Origin of the sequence: Streptomyces sp. NPDC002057 (assembly GCF_040296665.1) — a bacterium.
Classification (GTDB): domain Bacteria; phylum Actinomycetota; class Actinomycetes; order Streptomycetales; family Streptomycetaceae; genus Streptomyces.
This window is the reverse complement of sequence record NZ_JBEOXR010000033.1, coordinates 9,219-28,857: the sequence shown is the minus strand read 5'-3', so window position 1 is coordinate 28,857 and position 19,639 is coordinate 9,219. Positions and strand designations below refer to the sequence as shown.

The window sequence follows — 19,639 nt, the reverse complement described above, 5'->3', positions numbered from 1 at the left end:
TCGACTCCTCAGGGACGCAGCGGGCAACCCCTGTCGGCGCCCCGGCGGCGTGGGGAGGGTGGAGCCATGCGAACCACATTCCTGGACGGGCTGGGTACCGTCGCCGCTGTCATCCGTTCGACCGGGGCCTGTCTCGATGGCGCTCACGAGCTCGTCACCGACGGGCTGTATCTCGATCTCCGCCGCGCGCTGCGCAACCCGGCCGACGACCCCACGATGCGCTGCCGCACCCCACGTCCTGGCCACCATCGCCGTCCAGCTCCGTACTCTGGCCGACGAAGTGCCGACGGGCCGTCTGGTCCGGCTCACGGTCGCCTGTCAGGGAGGCAGGCACCGAAGTGTCGCGGTCGCGGAAGCGGTCGCGGCCCGCGTCAGGGCCGCGTGGGGCGGGGCGTACGGCGTGGAGGTCGAACACCACCACATCGACCACCCGGTACTGCCCGCCTCCACCCCCGCCTGACCGACGCGCCCGTTCCGGCCCCGTACTGCGCCCCGGGGTGGGAGAGATGTCTCCACGTTGTAGGCCGGTCCCCGTGTACGCGGGGATGATCCACTTCTGGGTTTCACAGCAGTGTCGGCCCCGCGCACGCGGGGAGAGTGGCTCCAATTGGAGCCACTTGCCTCTCGAACGAATTGGAAACAATTGCTTCCAGCGGCTAGGCCGTTCCGCGCGCCCGGGGGATGTGCCACGCCTGTACGGCCGAAGGGCCGACCTTCACGGGGGTCGGCCCTTCGGGCTCTACCGGGGGTGGCATGCCCGTCCCGGCCGGGGTGGTCAGTGTGCCGAACCGAGCTAGGTCCTGTCTCTATGGCCATTCGCGTGCGGACGAGGATGACAGTCGGGCTCGACGGAGCACTGGTAGCCATCCGGATTACGATGGCTGCTGCGGATCCGGCAGAGTGTCCGCGAGGAGGGCGGGGCGTGTGAACGAGTCCGATGTCCCGCGGCACGAGCCGGTCTGGTTGGTGGCGGCGAACGTTGTGGCCTGGCGTCGATGCGGAGTTGGCGGCCAGGAACTGCGCCCGGGGACGAAGTGCTTCAAGGGCGGGGCGAAGGTGTACGTGGCCGATGCGTACTGGGGTCCGGGAGGCGATCGGGTCACGGTGGTCGGACGTGAGCGGCACACCAGTCGGTGGATAGTCATCGACACTGCGACGCGCCACCTTCACGGCTTCCGGCCGAAGCTCGTTCACACCCCGCGTGTCCTGGAGCGGCTGCGTGAGGCAGGACACGAACATGGACTCGGCGCGGATTACGCAGCGGACGTCTCCGCGACGCTGGAGCGGTATGCGCGCCAGTACCGCGCCGAGACAGCGCCGTACAGCCCGCACCCGGACCGATGCCTCTGCCACGCCTGCCTAACCGGCGAGCCCGGGTAGAGCGTGTTCCTTCTATAGCTGGTCAGTTGATCGAGTGTGTCCATCCGGTTAGTGATCACTGATGCGATGTGGGACCGGCTTGAGCCGCTGATGCCCCCAATCCGGTCCGGGGGTGACGTTGGGCCGACCATTGTCGGACCTTGGAAGCCATTGCATGGAAATACCGCACCCGCTCGCCCTGGACGGATCTCCTTGCTGTAATTGGTTCTTTCCAGACCGCGCACAATCGCTTGATCAGATGGGCAGTCGATGGAATGTGGGAGCGGATCTTCGGTGCCGTCCTCTCTGCTGCAGTTGCCAACGACGACATCGGTTGGACCTCGTCGGTGGATTCCACCGTCTGCCGTGCCCACCATCACGGAGCAGGTGGGCGGGCCCGGCGGCGGGCTGCCGACGCGGGGCGGGCCGCTTCGGCGCGGGGCTCTTCGGCGTCGTCCTCCTGGCGGTCGACGTCGTCGACCGCTTTGACCGCTTCGGCTTGTTCGTCGTGACGGGGGTGCTCTTGGACGTCGCGGGCCGTGCGGGGTGGCCGGTGTCGGCCGGGGGGAGCGGGCGCGCGGCGGCCGGGGGCGCTGTGGGCGCGCAGGCCTCCGCCGCCGCTGCCGATGGTCACAACACCTGCATCTGTTGCGGGGACGAAGGACTGCTGGCGGCAGTCGCCATAAACCTGGTGAGGAGGCCGGTTGATGTACCCGGAACGCGGACTGTCAGTATCGCGACCTGACGGAGCCAGCCCGGCGGCGCGCACCGCCATAGGCGGGCGTGAAACGGGGATGATGATCCGGGAAAGACGCGACAGTGTAGTCCCGGTCCTGGGCACTGTTCTGGATGAGCGGGCACGCTTGGGGGCGAGAGAGCCCCGGTGCCCCGTCGGCCCGGCCCCTGCGCTCGCTGTAGGACACGGAGCGAGGTGAACGCCGCCCTCCGCGACGTGCCGGCCGGCCCGGGCGACGCCGCGACCGAGGGGGCTGGCACCCCTCCAGCCCAGGATCCCGCCGCCGGGCGTCGGCGGTCCGACCCGTTATGGACGGACGACAGGTTCATTCTCGGCGACTTCTACACCGGGATCCTTCACCAGGACACCTGCCAGCCCGGCACCGCCGACGGCGTCCCTCTTCTGACAGCCCTGGCCGCTGATGACCGGGTGCCACCACAGCAGCGTTTCGAAGCGATCCACCTGATGCTCAGCACGGCTACTGTCACCGGCCGCCACCTGGCCGACAGCTGGCCCAACTCGCCGCGTCATGCGGATCCGGAGAGCGAGGGCCGAGCCCGCGAGGTGGTCCGGTCCTGCGCACCGGACCTGCTCGCCCGGTGGGGAGCCGAATGTCCGGCAGTTCGGCTAGCACTCGCGGGCGTTGCCGTGGTGTTCCCTACTTCCCGCACGCTGCCTGCCTCGACGCCACGGCTTCGGGGGCTCGTCGAGCAGCACCCGCAGGGGACCGACGTCGGCGACTACGTGCGTTTCATCCTGGTACTGGTGGCCGCGAACAGCGGTCAGATGCGAACGGTCACGTAGTTCCCCAGGGCTACGATCAGGTATTTCCCCAGGCTGTCATCCCGACGTTCCGGAAATGGTCGGAGGCCGGCGTACCTGGCAGCAGCCCGAACTGCCGACCCGGGTAGGGCAACACGAATGCACATGACATCTGCGGCAGGCTCCACGACCATGAGCTCATGATCGTGCGACCGGACTTTCTCAGCCTGAGCATCGTGTGCCCACCGCCCGACGAGGGCGGCGTGGAGGTCCGCCCAATCGTCAATGGCCGGGATCTTCTGGCTGATGTCCTCCCTGGCGGCGTGGGAGGCTCCCGGTACCTGGGAGTGGGGCCCCGGCACCTGTTGGACCGGAACGGGCCGCTGCATGCCACCGCGACGCCCCACGAGGCCCGTCTCGCCTGGTCCGGGTGCGGCGCGGAGGAATGCTGTGGTGCTCTGTACATGATGGTCACACGTGACGGGGATCACGTCGTCTGGGCGGGCTGGCGCGACCTGGCCAACCAGGACGTCGCCCTGCCGGAACTGCGGTTCAGCGCAGCTCAGTACGAGGCCGAAGTCCTGCGAGCCGGAGAGGACCGCAACTGGGAGTCGCCGGCAGGAGCAGTTGCGCGGCTCCTTGAGGCGAGGCTGAGGGGACGCGGCGACTGGCTCCTCCGGTGGGAGTGCGAATTGCAAGACGTCTGGGCCTCCCGCCAGCAACCCGACCGGATCGACGTCATCCTGATGCACCCCCCTGGCGGGCCCGATTCGGATCTGCCCTGGATCCAGTTCGGGATGACTCTCCCGATCTCCGCGGACGCCCCGTCGGACCAGGCCGAGCGCCTTGAGGCGCAGCTGACCGCAGGCGATCCCCGTGCCACCGCCGAGGTCTGGGGAGGTTCGTATGATGCCGAGCAGTTGGGCTACCCATGGCCGCCGGCCGCTCCGCCGTTCATATGATCGGCGGGGAGAGTCGGGTTAAGCCCTGCCGGTGGGCGTCCACTCGCAACCGCCATCCCCGTGGGGAAGCGGGATCGTGAGGGTGGGGAATCGTGTGACGCCGATCATGTAGATCGTGGGGAAATGTGTGACCGTCGACAGCCAGACGCTCGCGGCCGTCGAAAGGCTCATCGACGCCCACTGGAAGGGCACCTCCTGCGGAGTACCGACACCGGCGCGAGCTCTCCACCTGCTCGGCCAGATGCTGAGCCAGGTCGGAACGGGGCTGCCACGGTCACGTCCTGGGGAATGACGTGACCGTGGATGTGAGGAATTACGTGAATGCCCACATCCGCCGTCCAGACCTCCCGCTTCCATGGCTCCACCCCATCGTCATGCTCGATCGGGTGTCGGACAGCCTGCTGCCAGGGCCGGCTGTGCCGCCGAGGCCCCGCCATGTCCTGCCGTGACAGTGGCGAGGGCGGCGGCGTGTGCTGCTCTGTTTCCCGTCCGATCACCCGGGGTCGCCGCTCGCGACTGACCACCTCTACCGGGTCGCCTTCCGGTGTGGATGGGACGGCGTCCGGCCTCGGTGGCGATCGCGCCAAGTCGCTGGGCGTCAGTAGGATCAGTGATTTCACTGGGGGGTGCGGTGCGAACGTCAGGGTGGGCTGGCGAGGGGTATGGGTACGCGCTGATCTCGGACGAGGACGACAGCGACTTCTGGGGTTTCGCGTATGAGGCCGAGGGGCTTTTCACTCCTCTGCCGGATGGGGAGGGCGCGCGGCGAGTCCGGCTCGCCGGTTGCCGCCCGCAGGGGGGTCTACTGGACAGCGTTCGCCACGCCGGCACTCGTCACGCCATGGCGGGGAACGCCTGGTTCGAACTGCTCCACAGGAGCGGTGTCCCGATGGGGTCCTACTTCGTCGGTGAGGTCACCGTCGTCGACGTGAAGCCTTCTGGCCGCGGATCTGAACTCGTCGACCTCACGGTGACGCTGTGGTGCGAGAACGCGCTGTCCGGGGCGGACGGGATATGGGACTTGGTCCGTACCGGTCAGCTGAACCGCACCGGTATGTGGCACGAACTCACCCCTGAGGACAGACACGCCTGGCTGTCGGTCGCGCTGTGGTCCCGGGACTACAGGCGCCGGGGAAAGCCTGACGCTCCGGCAGGGCAGGTGTTCACCGTCGACGAGCACACCTTCTACTGCGCGATCGGCGAGGCTGTCAACGGGCCCGGCGGGTACTTCGGCTGGAACCTGGACGCTCTGGACGACTGCCTGATCGGGGGCTGGGGTGCCTCGAGGCCGTTCACCGTGCACTGGGTCTACTCGGCCGAGGCCCGGGCGCGGTTGGCAGAGCGAGTGCCTGTCGGCGACCGGGACGTTCCGCTGTTCGACATGCTTGTGGAGATCATGGAGGAACGGGGCGTGAGCGTCGTCCTTCGGTGACAGCTGCTCGCCCTCAGCCAAGGATGTCCGGTACGGCTGAGGTGAGGATGAAAGTACCGGTCGCCCCGGGCACGCCGCCCCGCCGTTCCGTAGGGAGATCCACCGTGAGGTGATCGACATCGACGCGGCCCAGCGGCTGATCGCCCACCAACGCCGACACCCATCTCCTTCCTTCATCCGCGGAGCGCGGCCGCAGGAAACCCTGTCTGAGGCCCTTGCTTCGCTGCGCCCCCGGGTCTGGCGCGGCCGGCTTGTCCCGGGGGTGCGTGCGCTGTCAGGCGAAGAGGTTGAATGTCTGCCCGGACTGGATGGCCTGGATGGGTTCGAAGGCGCGGATGGGACTGCGCCAGTCGCCTGTGGTCCGGTAGGCGCGCGGTGCGAGTGCGTGGCCGTCGGTGGTAGCGGCGTAGATGTCGGCTCTGCCGTCCTGGTCGATGTCGCCGGAACCGACCAGGTCTCTGACGATGCCCCACCCGCCGCCGATGCGCGTGCGGGGTGCGAAGGTGCCGTCGCCACGGCCGAGGTGGAGCCAGAGAACACCCGTCTCGTCACGGGCGACGAGGTCCCCGGCGGTGCCGCCCGCGATGTCCCCGACACCGGTGAGCTGGTTGTACGTCTGCCAGCCGCCGCTGCCGATCAGGGTCCGCGCGGCGAACGGCGCGGACGCGACGCCCGTTGCCCTGTAGAGCCACAGCCGCCCGGCCGTGTCGGTGGCGACCAGGTCGGGGCGGCCGTCGGCGGTGAGGTCACTCCCGGCGGCCAGGTGGACGTAAGTGTTCCACCCGGCGCCGATCCGGGTCCGGCCGGTGAACGGGCTCTTGCCGTTGCCGGTTCCCAGGTAGAGCCAGAGCACTCCGTCCCGGTCACGCGCCACAACATCGGGGGTACCGGCGCCGGCGAGGTCGCCGGTGGCCTCGATCCGGTCGTACGCCTGCCAGCCACCGCCGATCACCAGCCCCCGGTTCTGCCGGACGTGCTGCTCCGACGGGTCGCGGTAGAGGTCCTGGATCCACAGCCGCCCCGCGGTATCGCGTGCCAGCAGGTCCGGCGACCCGTCGCTGTCGTAGTCGTGCGCACCGCTCCTCCTACGGGTCACGGTGAAGGAGCCGGACGCCTTCAGGTCCGGTCCGATGGCGTTGGAGGGCTTGGCGGTGATCTGCCACGTGTACGGGCCGGCCGGGGCGGCGGTCCACGTGCCGGGCTCGTTGTTCCACCGCAGCGCGCCGTTCCAGTCGAATCGCTGCGGCTGCGGTGTGCCGTCGCCCGCCGGCGGGCCGATGTACTCCGTCAGGCTCTCCCCGGTGCGGGTGTTGGTCAGGGTGAGTGTCGTGGAGACGTTGCCGCGGCTGAGGTACCAGTCGAACGGCGGTGCTCCGCCGGTGCGGTCGAGGTCCACGGTCGCGGGCACGGTGTGCCGCAGCAGCGTGACCCGGGTCGGCGCGCCGGTCAGGGCGATGGGGGTGGCTGCCGGGACGCCGTCGGAGCCGGGGGCTATGCGGTAGAGGCCTTCGCCGGTGGCGGCGGTGCCGCCGAGGTAGCCGGCCGCGTCGCCCGTAGCGTCAACGCTCGACACGGTGTGGTCGAGGAGCTTGCGGGTCGCCGTGCCGGTGAGGCTGCGAGCGGTCAGCGCGTTGGACGCGTAAGGCCAGTAGCTCTGGAGCCCGCCGGGGCCGGAGTAGGTAACCCAGTCTCCGACCAGGCTGACGAACAGCTTGGCCGCCATCTCCACACGGAAGCTCTGAGTCTTGAGGGTGGCGCGGTCGAGGACGAAGACGGTCGTGCTGGTCTCGGAGTGGTTCTCGCTCCAGGCGACGTGCCTCGCGGAGAGCGCCATTTCCTGGGACTCCGAGAGAGCGACTTCCCGGGAGGAGGTGACGGCGGCGGTGGCGAGGTCCACCACGGCCCAGTGCCGTGCGAGCGTCGCGCCCGACCCGGTGGTGTAACGGACCAGGGCCTCGTTGCCGGAGGCGGCCGCGACGCCCAACCCGGCAACGTCGGTCGGAAGCCCGGTGACGGTCCGGTGGACAGGACCGCCGGTGCCGGGGGAGTAGACCTCGAGCGGGCCGTGGCCGGAGATGTCGGCCCGCACGAAGAGCGTCGAGCCGACAGCCCCGGCGTACCGCCTGTCGTCGAGAGGAACGGAAAAGAGCTCGGTGCCGGTCTCCATGTTCCGCAGGGTGGCGACGTTGTGCCACTGGTCGACCACGACGTCGGATTCGCGGGAGCGGCTGACCCAGTGCCCCACCGGAAAGGCCGTCACAGCCCCGTCGGACAGGCGGGTCCAGCGGCTGACGTTCCTGCCCGCCTCCTTGGACAGGAAGCCGGTGCGCCCCATTCCCAGGACGCTGTCACCGGGCTTGAGGGCAGGCGTGAGGGCATCGGCCGTGGTACCGACGGTGGCGGCGACCAATCCGGAATGCGCCCCAGCCGCGGTGGCCGGCAGGGCACCGGCGAGCAGCAGTGCGGCTATGACGGCGGTGCCGGCCCGGCGCGCGGGCGCGCGGAGTACGTACGAACGGTCCACGAAGGGTCCCTCCCCTGGGACGGCCGCGTGGAACAGGGCATGGTGCGGCCGTGACGGACGGAGGCAGCCGGTGGATCCCCCCCACCCGGTTCATCGCCTCACGTACAAGATCGCCGGACACTACCAGCCCCCCAACCGTCCCGGGCGGCCCGCCTCGGGCAGCGGGCTGCGCCCCCGCGGTCGCTTCCTCATGTGGCTTGCACGTGAGGGCGGGTGAGGCAGGCAGCCCGATCATTTCAGGATTGCCTCCGCCCTGTGGCTGCGCAGGCAACGTGGCCTCGCATGCGCTGGAGCCAGGGGAGATGTCTGGCCGTCGGCTGAAAAGAAGACGGATAGCCCGTCAGGCTGGGAACTGAGCTTTCTCGTGGTGCGGTAGGTCGGTTGCCGCACCATGGGGGTGGGTCACGCGGGTAAGGCCGGCGGGCCGTACCTCCGGCGACGCCCCGTCCGTCCCGGCCAGGATGGTCAGCCCGATTACGTCGCGGCCCAACTCCAACGCGTCCATTGGCGCTTCCACGTCCTGGGCCTGTGGGCAGAGCTGACGCATCTCCGGTGTCGACCCCGCGGTCGGCCGCCACCGACGACGGAGGGGGTCTGCGGCATCGTCCTTTTGGTCGCGCTCATCGTCCTTCCCGGCCCCCCCGGCGATGAACGAGCACCGCTTCGGCACCTCAGACCGCGATGGGGGAGCCACGGGCAGCTGGCACACATGGCGATTGGCATGGGCAGTGAAGGTATGGAGGGGGCGTTTGGGGTGGCCGGGATCCCATGATGTCCCGTGGGTGGGAGGCTGGCTCACGGCCGGTTACACCGACTGGGACCTGCCTCTTCGCCTGCACGGCCAGTCATTCGGGCCCGGACCGGATCTACCGCGTGCTGAAACGGATCGAATGGGACGCGGCTGAGGTCTTGGCCGATGTTTGGGTGCACCTGGTCGAGCACCTCGGCGATCCGTAAACGGGCTTGGTCGAGGACGACACTGCGTTTCTGAAGAGTGTGTCCGATCGGCCTGCGTCCGGTGCCAGTATTCCGGGACCGCCGGGCGGAGGGCGGACTCCCCGATCGTGGTTCCTGGCGTATGACGGCCTTCGCTGCCGCTCGCTGGTCGACTGCCGCCCATATCCCCCGATCAGTTAGCTTCCTGTTCGTTGGGGAGGAATGCGGCGTGATGATCTTCACTTGATGATCACGAAATGAGCACGGATCTTGCCCATCGGGTCTTCTTGGCTATGTACTGCGCCTCTCTTGATCGTGTCCTGAGGGGGGCTCCGTGCGTTTCGTGCGGCCTATTTCTTTTGCTGTTGCCATCGGCCTGGCCTGTCTTGTCGGTGCCGAAGGCGCGGCTGCCGTGCAGACCTTCGAGCCTCTTTCGACGGAGGCTGATGCTCCTGACCAGCGTTGGGGATCGGCAGCGGGGCGGTCACACAGGTCGGCTGCGGCGGACACGTCGGCGGACGCGAGCGGGGGGAGGAAGGGGCACCGGCCTGCGGCAGGGGAGCTCGCCCGTGAGGCAGATGCTCCTCCCTCGTTCGCGAGTGCGTCCGCGGCTGACCTTCCTGAGCCGATGATCACCGCCGCGCCGGCTGAAGCACTTGAGCCTGAGGGTTTCGACCCGGAGACGAGCCGCGAGCTCGTCGGCGAAAGGGAACGCACGGTTCGGACGTTTCAGAACGCGGACGGAACGCTCACCAGCCGGTTCTTCGACGAGCCGGTCAACTTCCGCGATCCAGAGGGCGGCTGGAAGAAGATTGACACCACGCTCAAGGCGTTGCCTCAGGGTGGCACGGTTGGCCGTTCGGTGAACGCTTCTTCCAGCGGCTGGCGTATCACCGCTGGGGACTCTGAGACGACGTTCGCCAGTCACGCCGACGGATCTCCCCTGGTATCGCTGCGAGTGAGCGAGACGGAGTCTGTGGGGTTCGCACTCCAGGGCGCGGCGCATGCGCCCGGTGAAGCCGAGGAAAGCACGGTCACCTACCGGGCCGTACGCCGTGACGCGGACGTGCGGTTCGTGGCCGGTGGGGCATCGGTAAAGGAGCTCCTTGTTCTCAACAGTGCCGACGCGCCCATGGAGTGGGTCTTCCCTCTGCACATGCAGGGGTTGACCGCGAGCCTTGACGCAACGGGCGCGGTGGCCTTCGCTGATGCCTCAGGCAGACAGCGCGCGCGTATTCCGGCTGGCTGGATGGAAGACTCGAACCTGGCCCCGAACTCGAACGAAGGGCAGATTTCCAGCGGTGTCGGGTACGAACTGATCGATGTCGACGGCGGGCAGGCGCTCAAGGTCACGCTCGATGCTGAGTGGCTCCAAGATCCCGCGAGGGCATTCCCAGTCAAGGTCGACCCGACCGTGATCTCCGTGACGGCCAATGCTGCGTCCTCCGGTACCTTCGTAGAGTCGCCGTACAACGTGAACTTTGCCGGCGACACGAACATCAAGGTAGGCACCTACGACGCGGGTGGCCACAAGGCCGCCGGCTTCCTGCACTTCGCTGGTGTCGAAAGCAAGCTGAAGAACGCATGGGTCCTGGGCGCGAGCCTCGCGCTCTACAACACCTGGTCGTACTCCTGCACCGCGAGGCCTGTGACGGTCCACCCGGTGACCGCGAGCTGGGCAGAGTCGACTACGTCGACCTACCCCGGGCCGGCAACCGGCGCCGCGCTGGCATCGAAGAGCTTCACCCATGGGTGGCGCCCCGCAGGACAGACGGCGTACCCGTGCGGCGGTCCCGCCTGGGAGGGGATCAACCTGGGATCGGCGGGACGTCAGCTGGTTGACGACTGGACCCACGGACGCAAGAAGAACTACGGTCTCGCGGTCAAGGCATCGACCACTGACTCGTACGGGTGGAAGAACTTCGGCTCCGACGACTACCCGAACGGCAAGCCTTCCCTGGACGTCACGTGGACCAAGTACGGAGCCACCTACAGCCTCGGTCAGTTCGTCACTCCGATGACCGCGACGTCCGAAGGCGTCTTCAAGGTGACGGTCACTAACCGTGGCCAGGAGACCTGGCTCAAGAACGGCGCCTACACCCTGGGGTACCGCCTGTACGACTCGGCGAACAACGAGATCACGGACACCTCGAAGATCCGCTGGTCGCCGTTGCCCGCCGATGTGCCCCCTGGCGCCAGCGTCACCGTCGACGCCAAGATCGCGCCCCTAATTCCCGGTGCCTACACGCTCGCGTGGACGATGAGGGAGAATGGCGTTTCCCTCTTCACAGCGGCGGGAGTGCCGGCCGTCGCCATGAAGTTCTCCGCCGAGAACATTCCGCCGACGCTCACGGGCCTGGCTCCTGACAGCGGAGTCGTCGTCGACACCCTTACGCCCACGCTCTGGACCTCTGCCACCGACCGGGACCGCTACCCCAAGACCCTGCAGTACCAGTTCGAGGTCTGCGAGGTAGAGGGCAACAACACGCGCAAGAACTGCAAGATCGGCACCCGAAGCGCCTCCGCTCAGCAGGTCGTTCCCAGTGGCTGGCTGACATGGGCGAAGACCTACGCCTGGTACGCCTACGCCTACGACGGGAGCTCTACATCGACCCGTCCGCAGCCGTCTTTCCTGACGACGCAGGTTCCGCAGCCTCCGATCACCGGCCACCTCGCCGGATCCGACACCGGAGGCGACTTCGGCGAGCGCGCGGGAAACTACACCAACGCGGCCACGGACGCCGCTGTACCCACGGTCGGCCCGGAGCTCTCCGTGACCCGTACCTACAACTCCCAGGATCCGCGGCAGAGCAATGCCTTCGGCTCCGGCTGGGCGACCCGATGGGACATGCGGGCCGTGGCAGAAGGCAACGGCAGCGTCCTTGTCACCCTGTCGACCGGCGACCAGGTCCGCTTCGGACGCAACACAGACGGCACCTACACAGCCCCCGCAGGCTCGGTTGGTGTCCTCAAGGCAGACAGCGGCGGCTGGACACTGCGCGACCGATCAGCGACGCTCCACAGCTTCGACGCCCAGGGCAGACTGACCAGGATCACAGACGGCCACGGACGCGTCCAGCAGCTCACGTACACAGGCGGCCAGCTGGTCAAGGCCACAGATGTCGTCTCGGGACGCTTCCTGTCCTTCACCTGGTCGGGCGGCCACATCATCGCAGCCGAGACCAACCCCGTACAGGGGCCCGCTTCGCATCTGAAGTGGTCCTACAGCTACGAAGGCGACAGGCTCGTCAAGGTCTGCCCGCCGACGTCGACCACTGCCTGCACCCAATACACGTACGAGAGCGGCAGCCAGTACCGCAGCATGGTTCTCGACGCCAACCCCAGTGCCTACTGGCGGCTGAACGAAGCGGACGGTGAGACGGCGGTCAGCGAGGTGCCGTCGTCTGCAGGCAGGAACGCCGGTCGGTACCGCGATGTCACCTTGGGTGCCGGGGGAGTATTGGCCGCCACCGGCAACAAGGCGGGCACCTTCAGCGGTGGCCACGTCGAACTGCCTGACAACACGCTGTCCGCCACCGTCTTGTCCGTGGAGATGTGGTTCAAGACCGGCAGGTACGAGGGCGTACTCCTGGGGTTGCAGGACACACCTCTGGGTGAAGCCCCCGAAGGCGAAAGCCATCCCATTCTCGAACTGAACCCCAACGGCTATCTGGTTGGCTCCTTCGGTACCGGCTCGACGCCCGCATCGATGACCTCGGCTGGCTCGCTCGATGACAATCAGTGGCATCATGTGGTCCTCACCAGCACGGGAACGAGCCAGACTCTCTACGTTGACGGCGTGGCAACCGGTACCCACGCAGGGCCGGTCGATCACAAGGGCAGGACGTACACCTACTTGGGCGCCGGGTACTCCAGCCGAATGTTCGGCACTGGGGAAGGGACACGCCACTTCGTCGGAGCACTTGACGAGGTAGCGGTCTACCACCACGCCCTGGACGCGGCGACCGTCAAGGGGCACTTCCAGGCCAGCGCCGGATCCTCAAGGCTGACCAAGGTCACCCTTCCCTCCGGGCGGACGGGTGCCCAGGTCACGTACGACAGTGACACCGAGCGCGTGACCGAGGCATCGGACTCTTCAGGGTCCTGGAAGATCTCCGCACCGTCGTACTCGTCGGGTTCCGAAGCCTACGAATCGGCTGTTCGTGCCGCCGCCCCGGTCAACTACTGGCGTCTGGGCGACAGCAGCGGTGCAGCCGCTGCCGACGAGATATCCAGCGGAGCCGACGGCTCCTACCGGGACGGCGTGAAGCTCGGCCAGACCGGCGTCTTCGCCGCGGGCGACGACACCGCCATCAACTTCGATGGCACCGAAGGAGCCGTCGAAGTACCCGCAGATGCCCTGGAAGGCGCCACCGCACTCTCCATCGAGACATGGTTCCGTACAGAGCAGCCCGGCGGCGTGCTCCTCGGGCTCCAGAGCAGCGAACTCGGCACCGTGCCCCAGCAGTACACACCAAGCCTGCTCGTCGACATCGACGGAAAGCTCCGCGGTCACCTGTGGAGAGGCTCAACGGCCACGCCCACAATCAGCAGCAACACCGTCACGGACAACGAGTGGCACCACGTCGTGATCACGGGTGGTACCACAGGACAGAGTCTGTACCTTGACGGTGTCAAGATCGGGTCCCTCGCCGGGGCGGTCAAACCGCTGACTCTGGTACACGCCTACCTCGGTGCCGGCCACTCCGCCTCCGGCTGGGCTGGCGTCGGTACCAAGACCGGCCCGCAGTACTTCAGTGGCTCCATGGACGAAACAGCGTTCTACCGAAAGGAACTGAGCGCCCAGGTCGTCATGGAGCACTACCGGGCACGCACAAGACTCATCTCCGGAAACGGCACTCACTACCAGGGGTCGGTCACCGGGGACGCCCCCGCCGGCTTCTGGCGTTTCGACGAGACCAGTGGGACCCGAGCCGTCAGCAAGATCGTGGCGAACAACGGCAACGGGACCTACACGAAGCCGACGCTCGGCACCACCGGAGTCTTCGGCATCGGCGACGGGTCGGCCGTCCAGTTCAACGGCGACGGGTACGCCGAAATCCCGGGCCTCGGCACAAAGACCGCCAACGTCGCGGTGGAACTCTGGTTCAGAACCACGAAGCCAGGCGTGCTGATCGGCGACCAGATGAACCCGCTGGCCGGCGCGACCGCCACTTCGGGAAGCTGGACACCTGTTCTCTATGTCGGGGCAGATGGCAAGCTGCACGGCCAGTACCCCTCGCCGGGAGTGACTCCCTCCAACGCCTCCCCGGACACGGTCACCGACAACCAGTGGCACCACGCAGCCATCACCGCTGACGCCGGAACCCAGACGCTCTTTCTTGACGGTGCCCCGGTAGCCACGAAGACCAACGCGCCCGTCAACCACCAGTCCAACACGCGCACATTCATCGGAGCCGGATTTGCCAGAACCTGGCCCTCGGCCCCAGCCGACGTCAGTTACTTCACCGGCCAGATCGATGAAGCGGCCGTCTACCAGCACAGCCTCACCGCCGACCAGGTAGCCGACCACTACGCCGCGCGGGCCTTCGCCAGCGGTTCCACGCTGGCCTCGACCGTGACAGTCACCGACCCCCTCGGCCAGCAGACCAGCACCACCTACGACGCACTGCGCGGTCAGCGCCGCATCGCCTCCACGGACGAGGCAGGCGGTGTCACCACCTACGCCTACGACACCGGCGGCTTCCTCCACACCGTCACCGACGCCAACGGCCACTCGTCCATCACCGGTCACGACACCAAGGGCAACCCCGTGTCGAACACCACGTGCCGGGACGACGACTCCTGCTGGACCTCCTACGAGGAGTACTTCGACAACCCCTCCGACCCGCTCGACCCGCGCAACGGCAAGCGCACCACCACGCGCGACGCCCGCTCGTCAGGGCCCGCTGACAACCGCTACAAGACCACCACGGGATACACGCCGCTCGGCATGCCCGAAAAGCTGACCCTCGCCGACGGCCGGACCTCCACCACGACATACACCCGCGGAACAGAATCCGCCGTCGCCGGAGGAACCACCCCCGCCGGCCTGGTCGCCACCACCGTCACGCCCGAAGGCGCGGCCACCGCCCACGCCTACTACGCCAACGGTGACCTCGCCGCCACCACCACCCCCTCCGGCCTCGTCACCCGATACACCTACGACGGCATCGGACGCAAGACCGGCGAGACCCAGATATCCGACACCCACCCGGATGGCGTCGCAACCACCTACACCTACGACCCGATGTCCAACGTCGTGGCCGAGACGGGCACCGGCATCAGGAACGACATCACCGGTGTCACCCACACCGCCAGGATCAGCCGCACCCACGACGCGGACGGCAACATCCTCAGCGAAACAGAAGAGGACCTCACCGGCGGCGACACCGCGAGCACGACCACCTACCACTTCGACAACCGCAACCTGAACGACACCGTCACGGACGCCGAAGGCAACACGACCACGTTCGGTTACGACGCGCTGGGCCGCCTCACCAGCGAGAAGGACCCTCTCGGCGAAGAGGTGACCTACAGCTACACCCCCCTCGGGCTCGCCTACGAAACCGCTCTGAAGAACTGGACCGGCGCTCCCTCCGGCGAACACCGCGACCTGGTCCTGGAATCCAACGCCTACGATCCGGCAGGCCGCCTCGCCTCCACCACCGATGCCATGGGTGCCACGACGGCCTACACCTACTTCGACGACGGCCTGCCGGCCACGACGACGTCACGGCAGGTCGAACAGTCCGACGGCACCCGCCGAGACATCGTCCTCGAGAACAACCTCTACGACGGTGCCGGCTACCTGACCCATCAGGTCACCGACGGCGGAACCCTCACCCAGACCCATACCGTCGATGCCACCGGACGCATCACCCGCTCCGTAGCGGATCCCAACGCCCTCAACCGTTCCGTGGACTACCTCTACGACGACGACGACCGCGTCACCGAATCCACCCTCCGAGGCCCCAGCACCACCGCACTGACCGAGCGCTCCACCTACGATCACGCGGGCAACGTCACCTCCTCGATCCTCTCCTCCGATGCCGACACGCTGACCACCCGGCACACTTACGACCAGCGTGGCCTGCTCCTCAGCAGCGTCAGCCCACGAGGAACCAAGGCAGGAGCCGACGCCACCGCCCACACCACGAACTTCCGCTACGACGCACTGGGCCGCCTCGTCGAACAGACAGCACCCGCCGTGAGCACGGAAACCCACGCAACCGGCGCACACTCCAAGAGGCCGACCGCCACCCTCGGATACAACACCTACGGCGACACCACCCACTCCCGTGACGAGAACGGAGTGGTGACCCGAACGGAACTCGACAGACTCGGCAGAACCACCAAGGTGACGCTGCCCTCGTACACACCGCCCGGCGGCACCCCGATCACGCCCGTCCACCACATGGCCTACGACGCACTCGGACGCGTCACCTCCACCACCGACCCGCTCGAGCGCACCACCCGCTACGCCTACGACCAGCTCGGACACCTCACCCAGCAGACAGACCCGCTGGCCGGAGGAACACCCACACAACTGATCACCGGCGAGGGCGGCACGCTCAACGGCAACCCCACCGCGCTCGACACCTCCGGTCTCACCCGGTACACCTGGTCACCCACAGGACTCCAGCTCTCAGCCACCAGCCCGACCGGCGCACGAACCGAAGCGACCTACGACAGCCTCGGCCGCCGACTGACCGCAACCACCGTCGAACGCTTCCCGACACCCCAGAACCTCACCGAGCGCTACACCTGGGACAACGCGGGCAACCAGGTCGCCACCACCTCGCCCTCCGGACTCGTGGCATCCGCCACGTACAACGCCCTGGGCGAAACCCTCACCGAGACCGAGCCGGGTGCGCACGTCACCCGCTACACCTACGACGGACTCGGCCGCCAGACCCAGGTCATCGACCCCACCAACCGAAAGAGCACCCTCACCTACGACCTGATGGGCAACGTGACCGAGGCCGCTGACTACGGCACAGCAGCCAACCCCCTGCGGACCTTCAAGGCCACCTTCGACGAGGACGGCAACCAAACCTCGTCGACCACTCCCGCAGGCGGCCAGCACTCCTTCGCGTATGACGCGCTCGGCCGACTGACCCAACAGACCGAGAAGCTGTCGGGCACCGAAACGATCACGACATCCTTCGGCTACGACGCCCGCGGCTCCCTCACGCGCTTCACCGACGGCCGCGCGGCGACCACCCACTACACCTTCAACACCTGGGGCCTGCCGGAGTCCACCATCGAACCGGCGACCAGACAGCACCCGAACCAGTCCGACCGCACCTGGACGACCATCTACGACGCCGCTGGCCAAGCCGTCACGGAGATCCTGCCCGGAAACGTTCGGCGGGAGCGCACCTACGACGGCCTCGGCCGACTCGTACGCGAAACGGGATCCGGCACTTCCGCCGCCACGACGCCGCGCCACCTCTCCTACGACCTCGACAACCGGCTCACCGGCGCGGGCTCCGACGGCATCCAGTTCGGCAACACCTACGCCTACAACGACCGCGGACTGCTCCTGCGCGCCCAGGGACCGTCCGGCAACTCCCAATACACTTACGACGCCGACGGCAACATGCTGTCGCGCACGGACGCTGCCGGAACCGCAAGCTTCGCCTACGACATCACGGGACGGCTCGACACCGTGGCCGACCCGCTCACCGGAACAGTCGTGCAGTACGACTTCGACGCCGCCGGACGACCGACCCAGGAGCGCTACGGCCGAGTCGCCGCAGGCGGCGCGGTCACCACCGCCGCACAGCGCTCGTACGGATACGACAGCCTCGGCCGCCAGACCTCGGACGCGGTCACCCGCACCGCCACCGGAGCCGTCGTCGGAGGCGTCACGTACGGCTACGACCTGGACGACCACCTGACGGGCAAGACCACGGCGGGGACCGCAGGAGCAGCCGAGAACACCTACGGCTACGACCTCGCCGGCCGAATGACCTCCTGGGCCAGCGGCGCCACCACGACCGCCTACGAATGGGACAAGGCCGGCAACCTCACCCGGAGCGGCAACACCATGGGCACCTACGACGACCGGGGCCGCCTGGAGAACTGGGGCGCGGAGACCTACACCTACAGTGCCCGAGGCACCACCGACACCGTCAAGCAGGCCGACGGCCGGACGCGCACCATCTCCTCCGACGCTTTCGAACGCACCGTCTCCAACGGCACGAGCGCCTTCACCTACGACTCGCTCGACCGGGCCCTCACCCACAACGGCACGGCCTTCACGTACGACGGCGGCTCGAACAACCTCGTGACCGATGCCACCACGTCCTACACCCGGGGACCCGACGGCTCCCTACTCGCCAGCGCCTCCACAAGCAACCCGGCCATGGCGCAGCTCGCCCTCACCGACCAGCACACCGACCTCATCGCCGGCCTGAACGCAGACGGCACCGCCATCACCGGCTCGCGTGCCTACGACCCCTTCGGCAAGCTCATCACGAGCGAAGGCACCAACCCTGCCCTCGGCTACCAGTCAGGCTGGACCGACACCACGACAGGCGAAGTCAACATGGCCGCCCGCTGGTACCAGCCCGGCACCGGCGGCTTCACCTCCCGCGACACCTGGCAACTGGCCCCCACGCCCTCCGGACGCGCGAACCGCTACGCCTACGGTGAAGGCGGGCCCCTCAACGGGATCGACCCCACCGGCCACACCCTGGACAAGGGCAACGGCGGCGGTGGCGGAGGCAGGTCCCAGTCCTACGGAGGCTCGATGGGCGTGGGCGGCGGGGGCGGCAGTCGCGGATCAGGCAAGTCGCGCTCCAAGCCTGTGAACCACAGAAACATCGACAGGTCGCGGAACGACGCCTGCGGCGGAAACCGATGCAAGCCGAGACGCACCACGTCCACCCGCCCGAACACCAGCACAAAGGTCAAACCCCAAAAGCCGCGGAACAGCACGTCGAACAGGCGACCGAAGAGCTGCACGTACACAGGGACGTGCAAGTCACCCACGACGCATCGCGGAAGAAACTCCTCCAACTCCAAATCTAGCCCCCACACCACAAAGAGCACGAAGGGCTCATCGACTATAGGCCCGGCCAAGTCCAACAGGACGGCCTCGCCGGGCAACGGCCGGACCAAGCCGACCAAGCCAGCAGAGCCTCAGAACCCTTCCGGAGGGAAGAACCCGAAGCCCGCCCCCTCTCGTCCACAGCCGAAGTCCGAAGTGAATGTAGACCGCGTGCAGCAGCAAGCGCTTCAGAATGCCCGTCGAGTCGACGGGGCAATCGACTCGACAGTTGTAGCTGCACTGCAACCTCTAACGCCCGAGGAGGCGGCCACGATCGTCGAGCAGGGGGCAGGGTCCAACGATCGGGGCACCCGCAATGACGATGCTGACTGTACGGTTCAGCTTGCCGTGAAACGCAGAGTTGATCGGGGGATGTCGGGGCCCGTTTGCTTCCGGGCGCCAGAAGGTGCGACTGACGAACAGATCGAGGAATTGAAGGATCACATAGCTGCGCTGAATGCGATTCCCGAGTACTGGTCGTCCACGGGGCGAGTCTCGCCAACATCGAAGACGGACCCCATTGCTGGTGCGACGACGCTTGATGAAGTGGCTAGGGAGTATGTGAAAATTCATCAGAAGAAGATGGCGGGGACGCTGTATGACTATGGTGTGATCGGAAAATCTCCAGGACACCTTCCTGATACGACTTGGTCGGGCAAATGGGCGCCGTACTGCTGGCACCAGCAGGACAGTAAGGTAAATTCCCAGGTGGGATCCTATTCTCAGAAGTACGAAGTTGGTTATCGGCCTACCGGCTTCTACTATGCAGGAGTGCGCGGTAACCCCAGCACGTATACGACTGACAGAGTCTCAGGTACCGTCAGTCGTGGCCCGTATGGACTTTGCGAAATTTCGCGACCGTAAGGAT

Annotated in this window: 6 protein-coding genes and 1 pseudogene; 6 read left to right on the top strand and 1 reads right to left on the bottom strand. The window is 67.4% G+C overall.

The window, feature by feature from the left end:
- Positions 1-280 precede the first annotated feature (280 nt).
- From ABT129_RS23975 to ABT129_RS23955, 5 genes and pseudogenes are all read left to right on the top strand, one after another.
- The gene (locus tag ABT129_RS23975; protein WP_351905113.1) at positions 281-460 is read left to right on the top strand and encodes a RapZ C-terminal domain-containing protein; all 180 of its coding nucleotides are present in this window, start codon (positions 281-283) and stop codon (positions 458-460) included.
- Positions 461-1,416: 956 nt separating this feature from the next.
- Positions 1,417-1,808, top strand: a pseudogene (locus ABT129_RS23970) (transposase); the annotation flags it as partial.
- A gap of 482 nt (positions 1,809-2,290) precedes the next feature.
- Positions 2,291-2,899 carry a hypothetical protein gene (locus ABT129_RS23965; RefSeq protein WP_351905110.1) on the top strand — a complete coding sequence of 203 codons (609 nt, stop codon included), beginning with the start codon at positions 2,291-2,293 and terminating at the stop codon, positions 2,897-2,899.
- Between the two features lie 158 nt (positions 2,900-3,057).
- Positions 3,058-3,819: a hypothetical protein gene (locus ABT129_RS23960; RefSeq protein ID WP_351905107.1), complete on the top strand. Its 762-nt coding sequence runs from the start codon at positions 3,058-3,060 to the stop codon at positions 3,817-3,819.
- A gap of 610 nt (positions 3,820-4,429) precedes the next feature.
- Positions 4,430-5,251 carry a barstar family protein gene (locus tag ABT129_RS23955; protein WP_351905105.1) on the top strand — a complete coding sequence of 274 codons (822 nt, stop codon included), beginning with the start codon at positions 4,430-4,432 and terminating at the stop codon, positions 5,249-5,251.
- Between the two features lie 274 nt (positions 5,252-5,525).
- Here ABT129_RS23955 and ABT129_RS23950 read toward each other — a convergent pair whose 3' ends face one another.
- Positions 5,526-7,775, bottom strand: coding sequence for an FG-GAP-like repeat-containing protein (locus ABT129_RS23950; RefSeq protein WP_351905102.1), 2,250 nt, complete (start codon positions 7,773-7,775; stop codon positions 5,526-5,528).
- 1,564 nt (positions 7,776-9,339) lie between these two features.
- Between ABT129_RS23950 and ABT129_RS23940 the strand changes: the two genes are divergently transcribed.
- Positions 9,340-19,635, top strand: coding sequence for a LamG-like jellyroll fold domain-containing protein (locus ABT129_RS23940; protein ID WP_351905099.1), 10,296 nt, complete (start codon positions 9,340-9,342; stop codon positions 19,633-19,635).
- The last annotated feature ends 4 nt before the right edge of the window (positions 19,636-19,639 follow it).

What these genes read in the sequence shown, in the direction of transcription:
- ABT129_RS23940 (WP_351905099.1), top strand. Translation starts at nt 9,340, where the DNA reads ATGATCACCGCCGCGCCGGCTGAAGCACTTGAGCCTGAGGGTTTCGAC.
- ABT129_RS23960 (WP_351905107.1), top strand. Translation starts at nt 3,058, where the DNA reads ATGATCGTGCGACCGGACTTTCTCAGCCTGAGCATCGTGTGCCCACCG.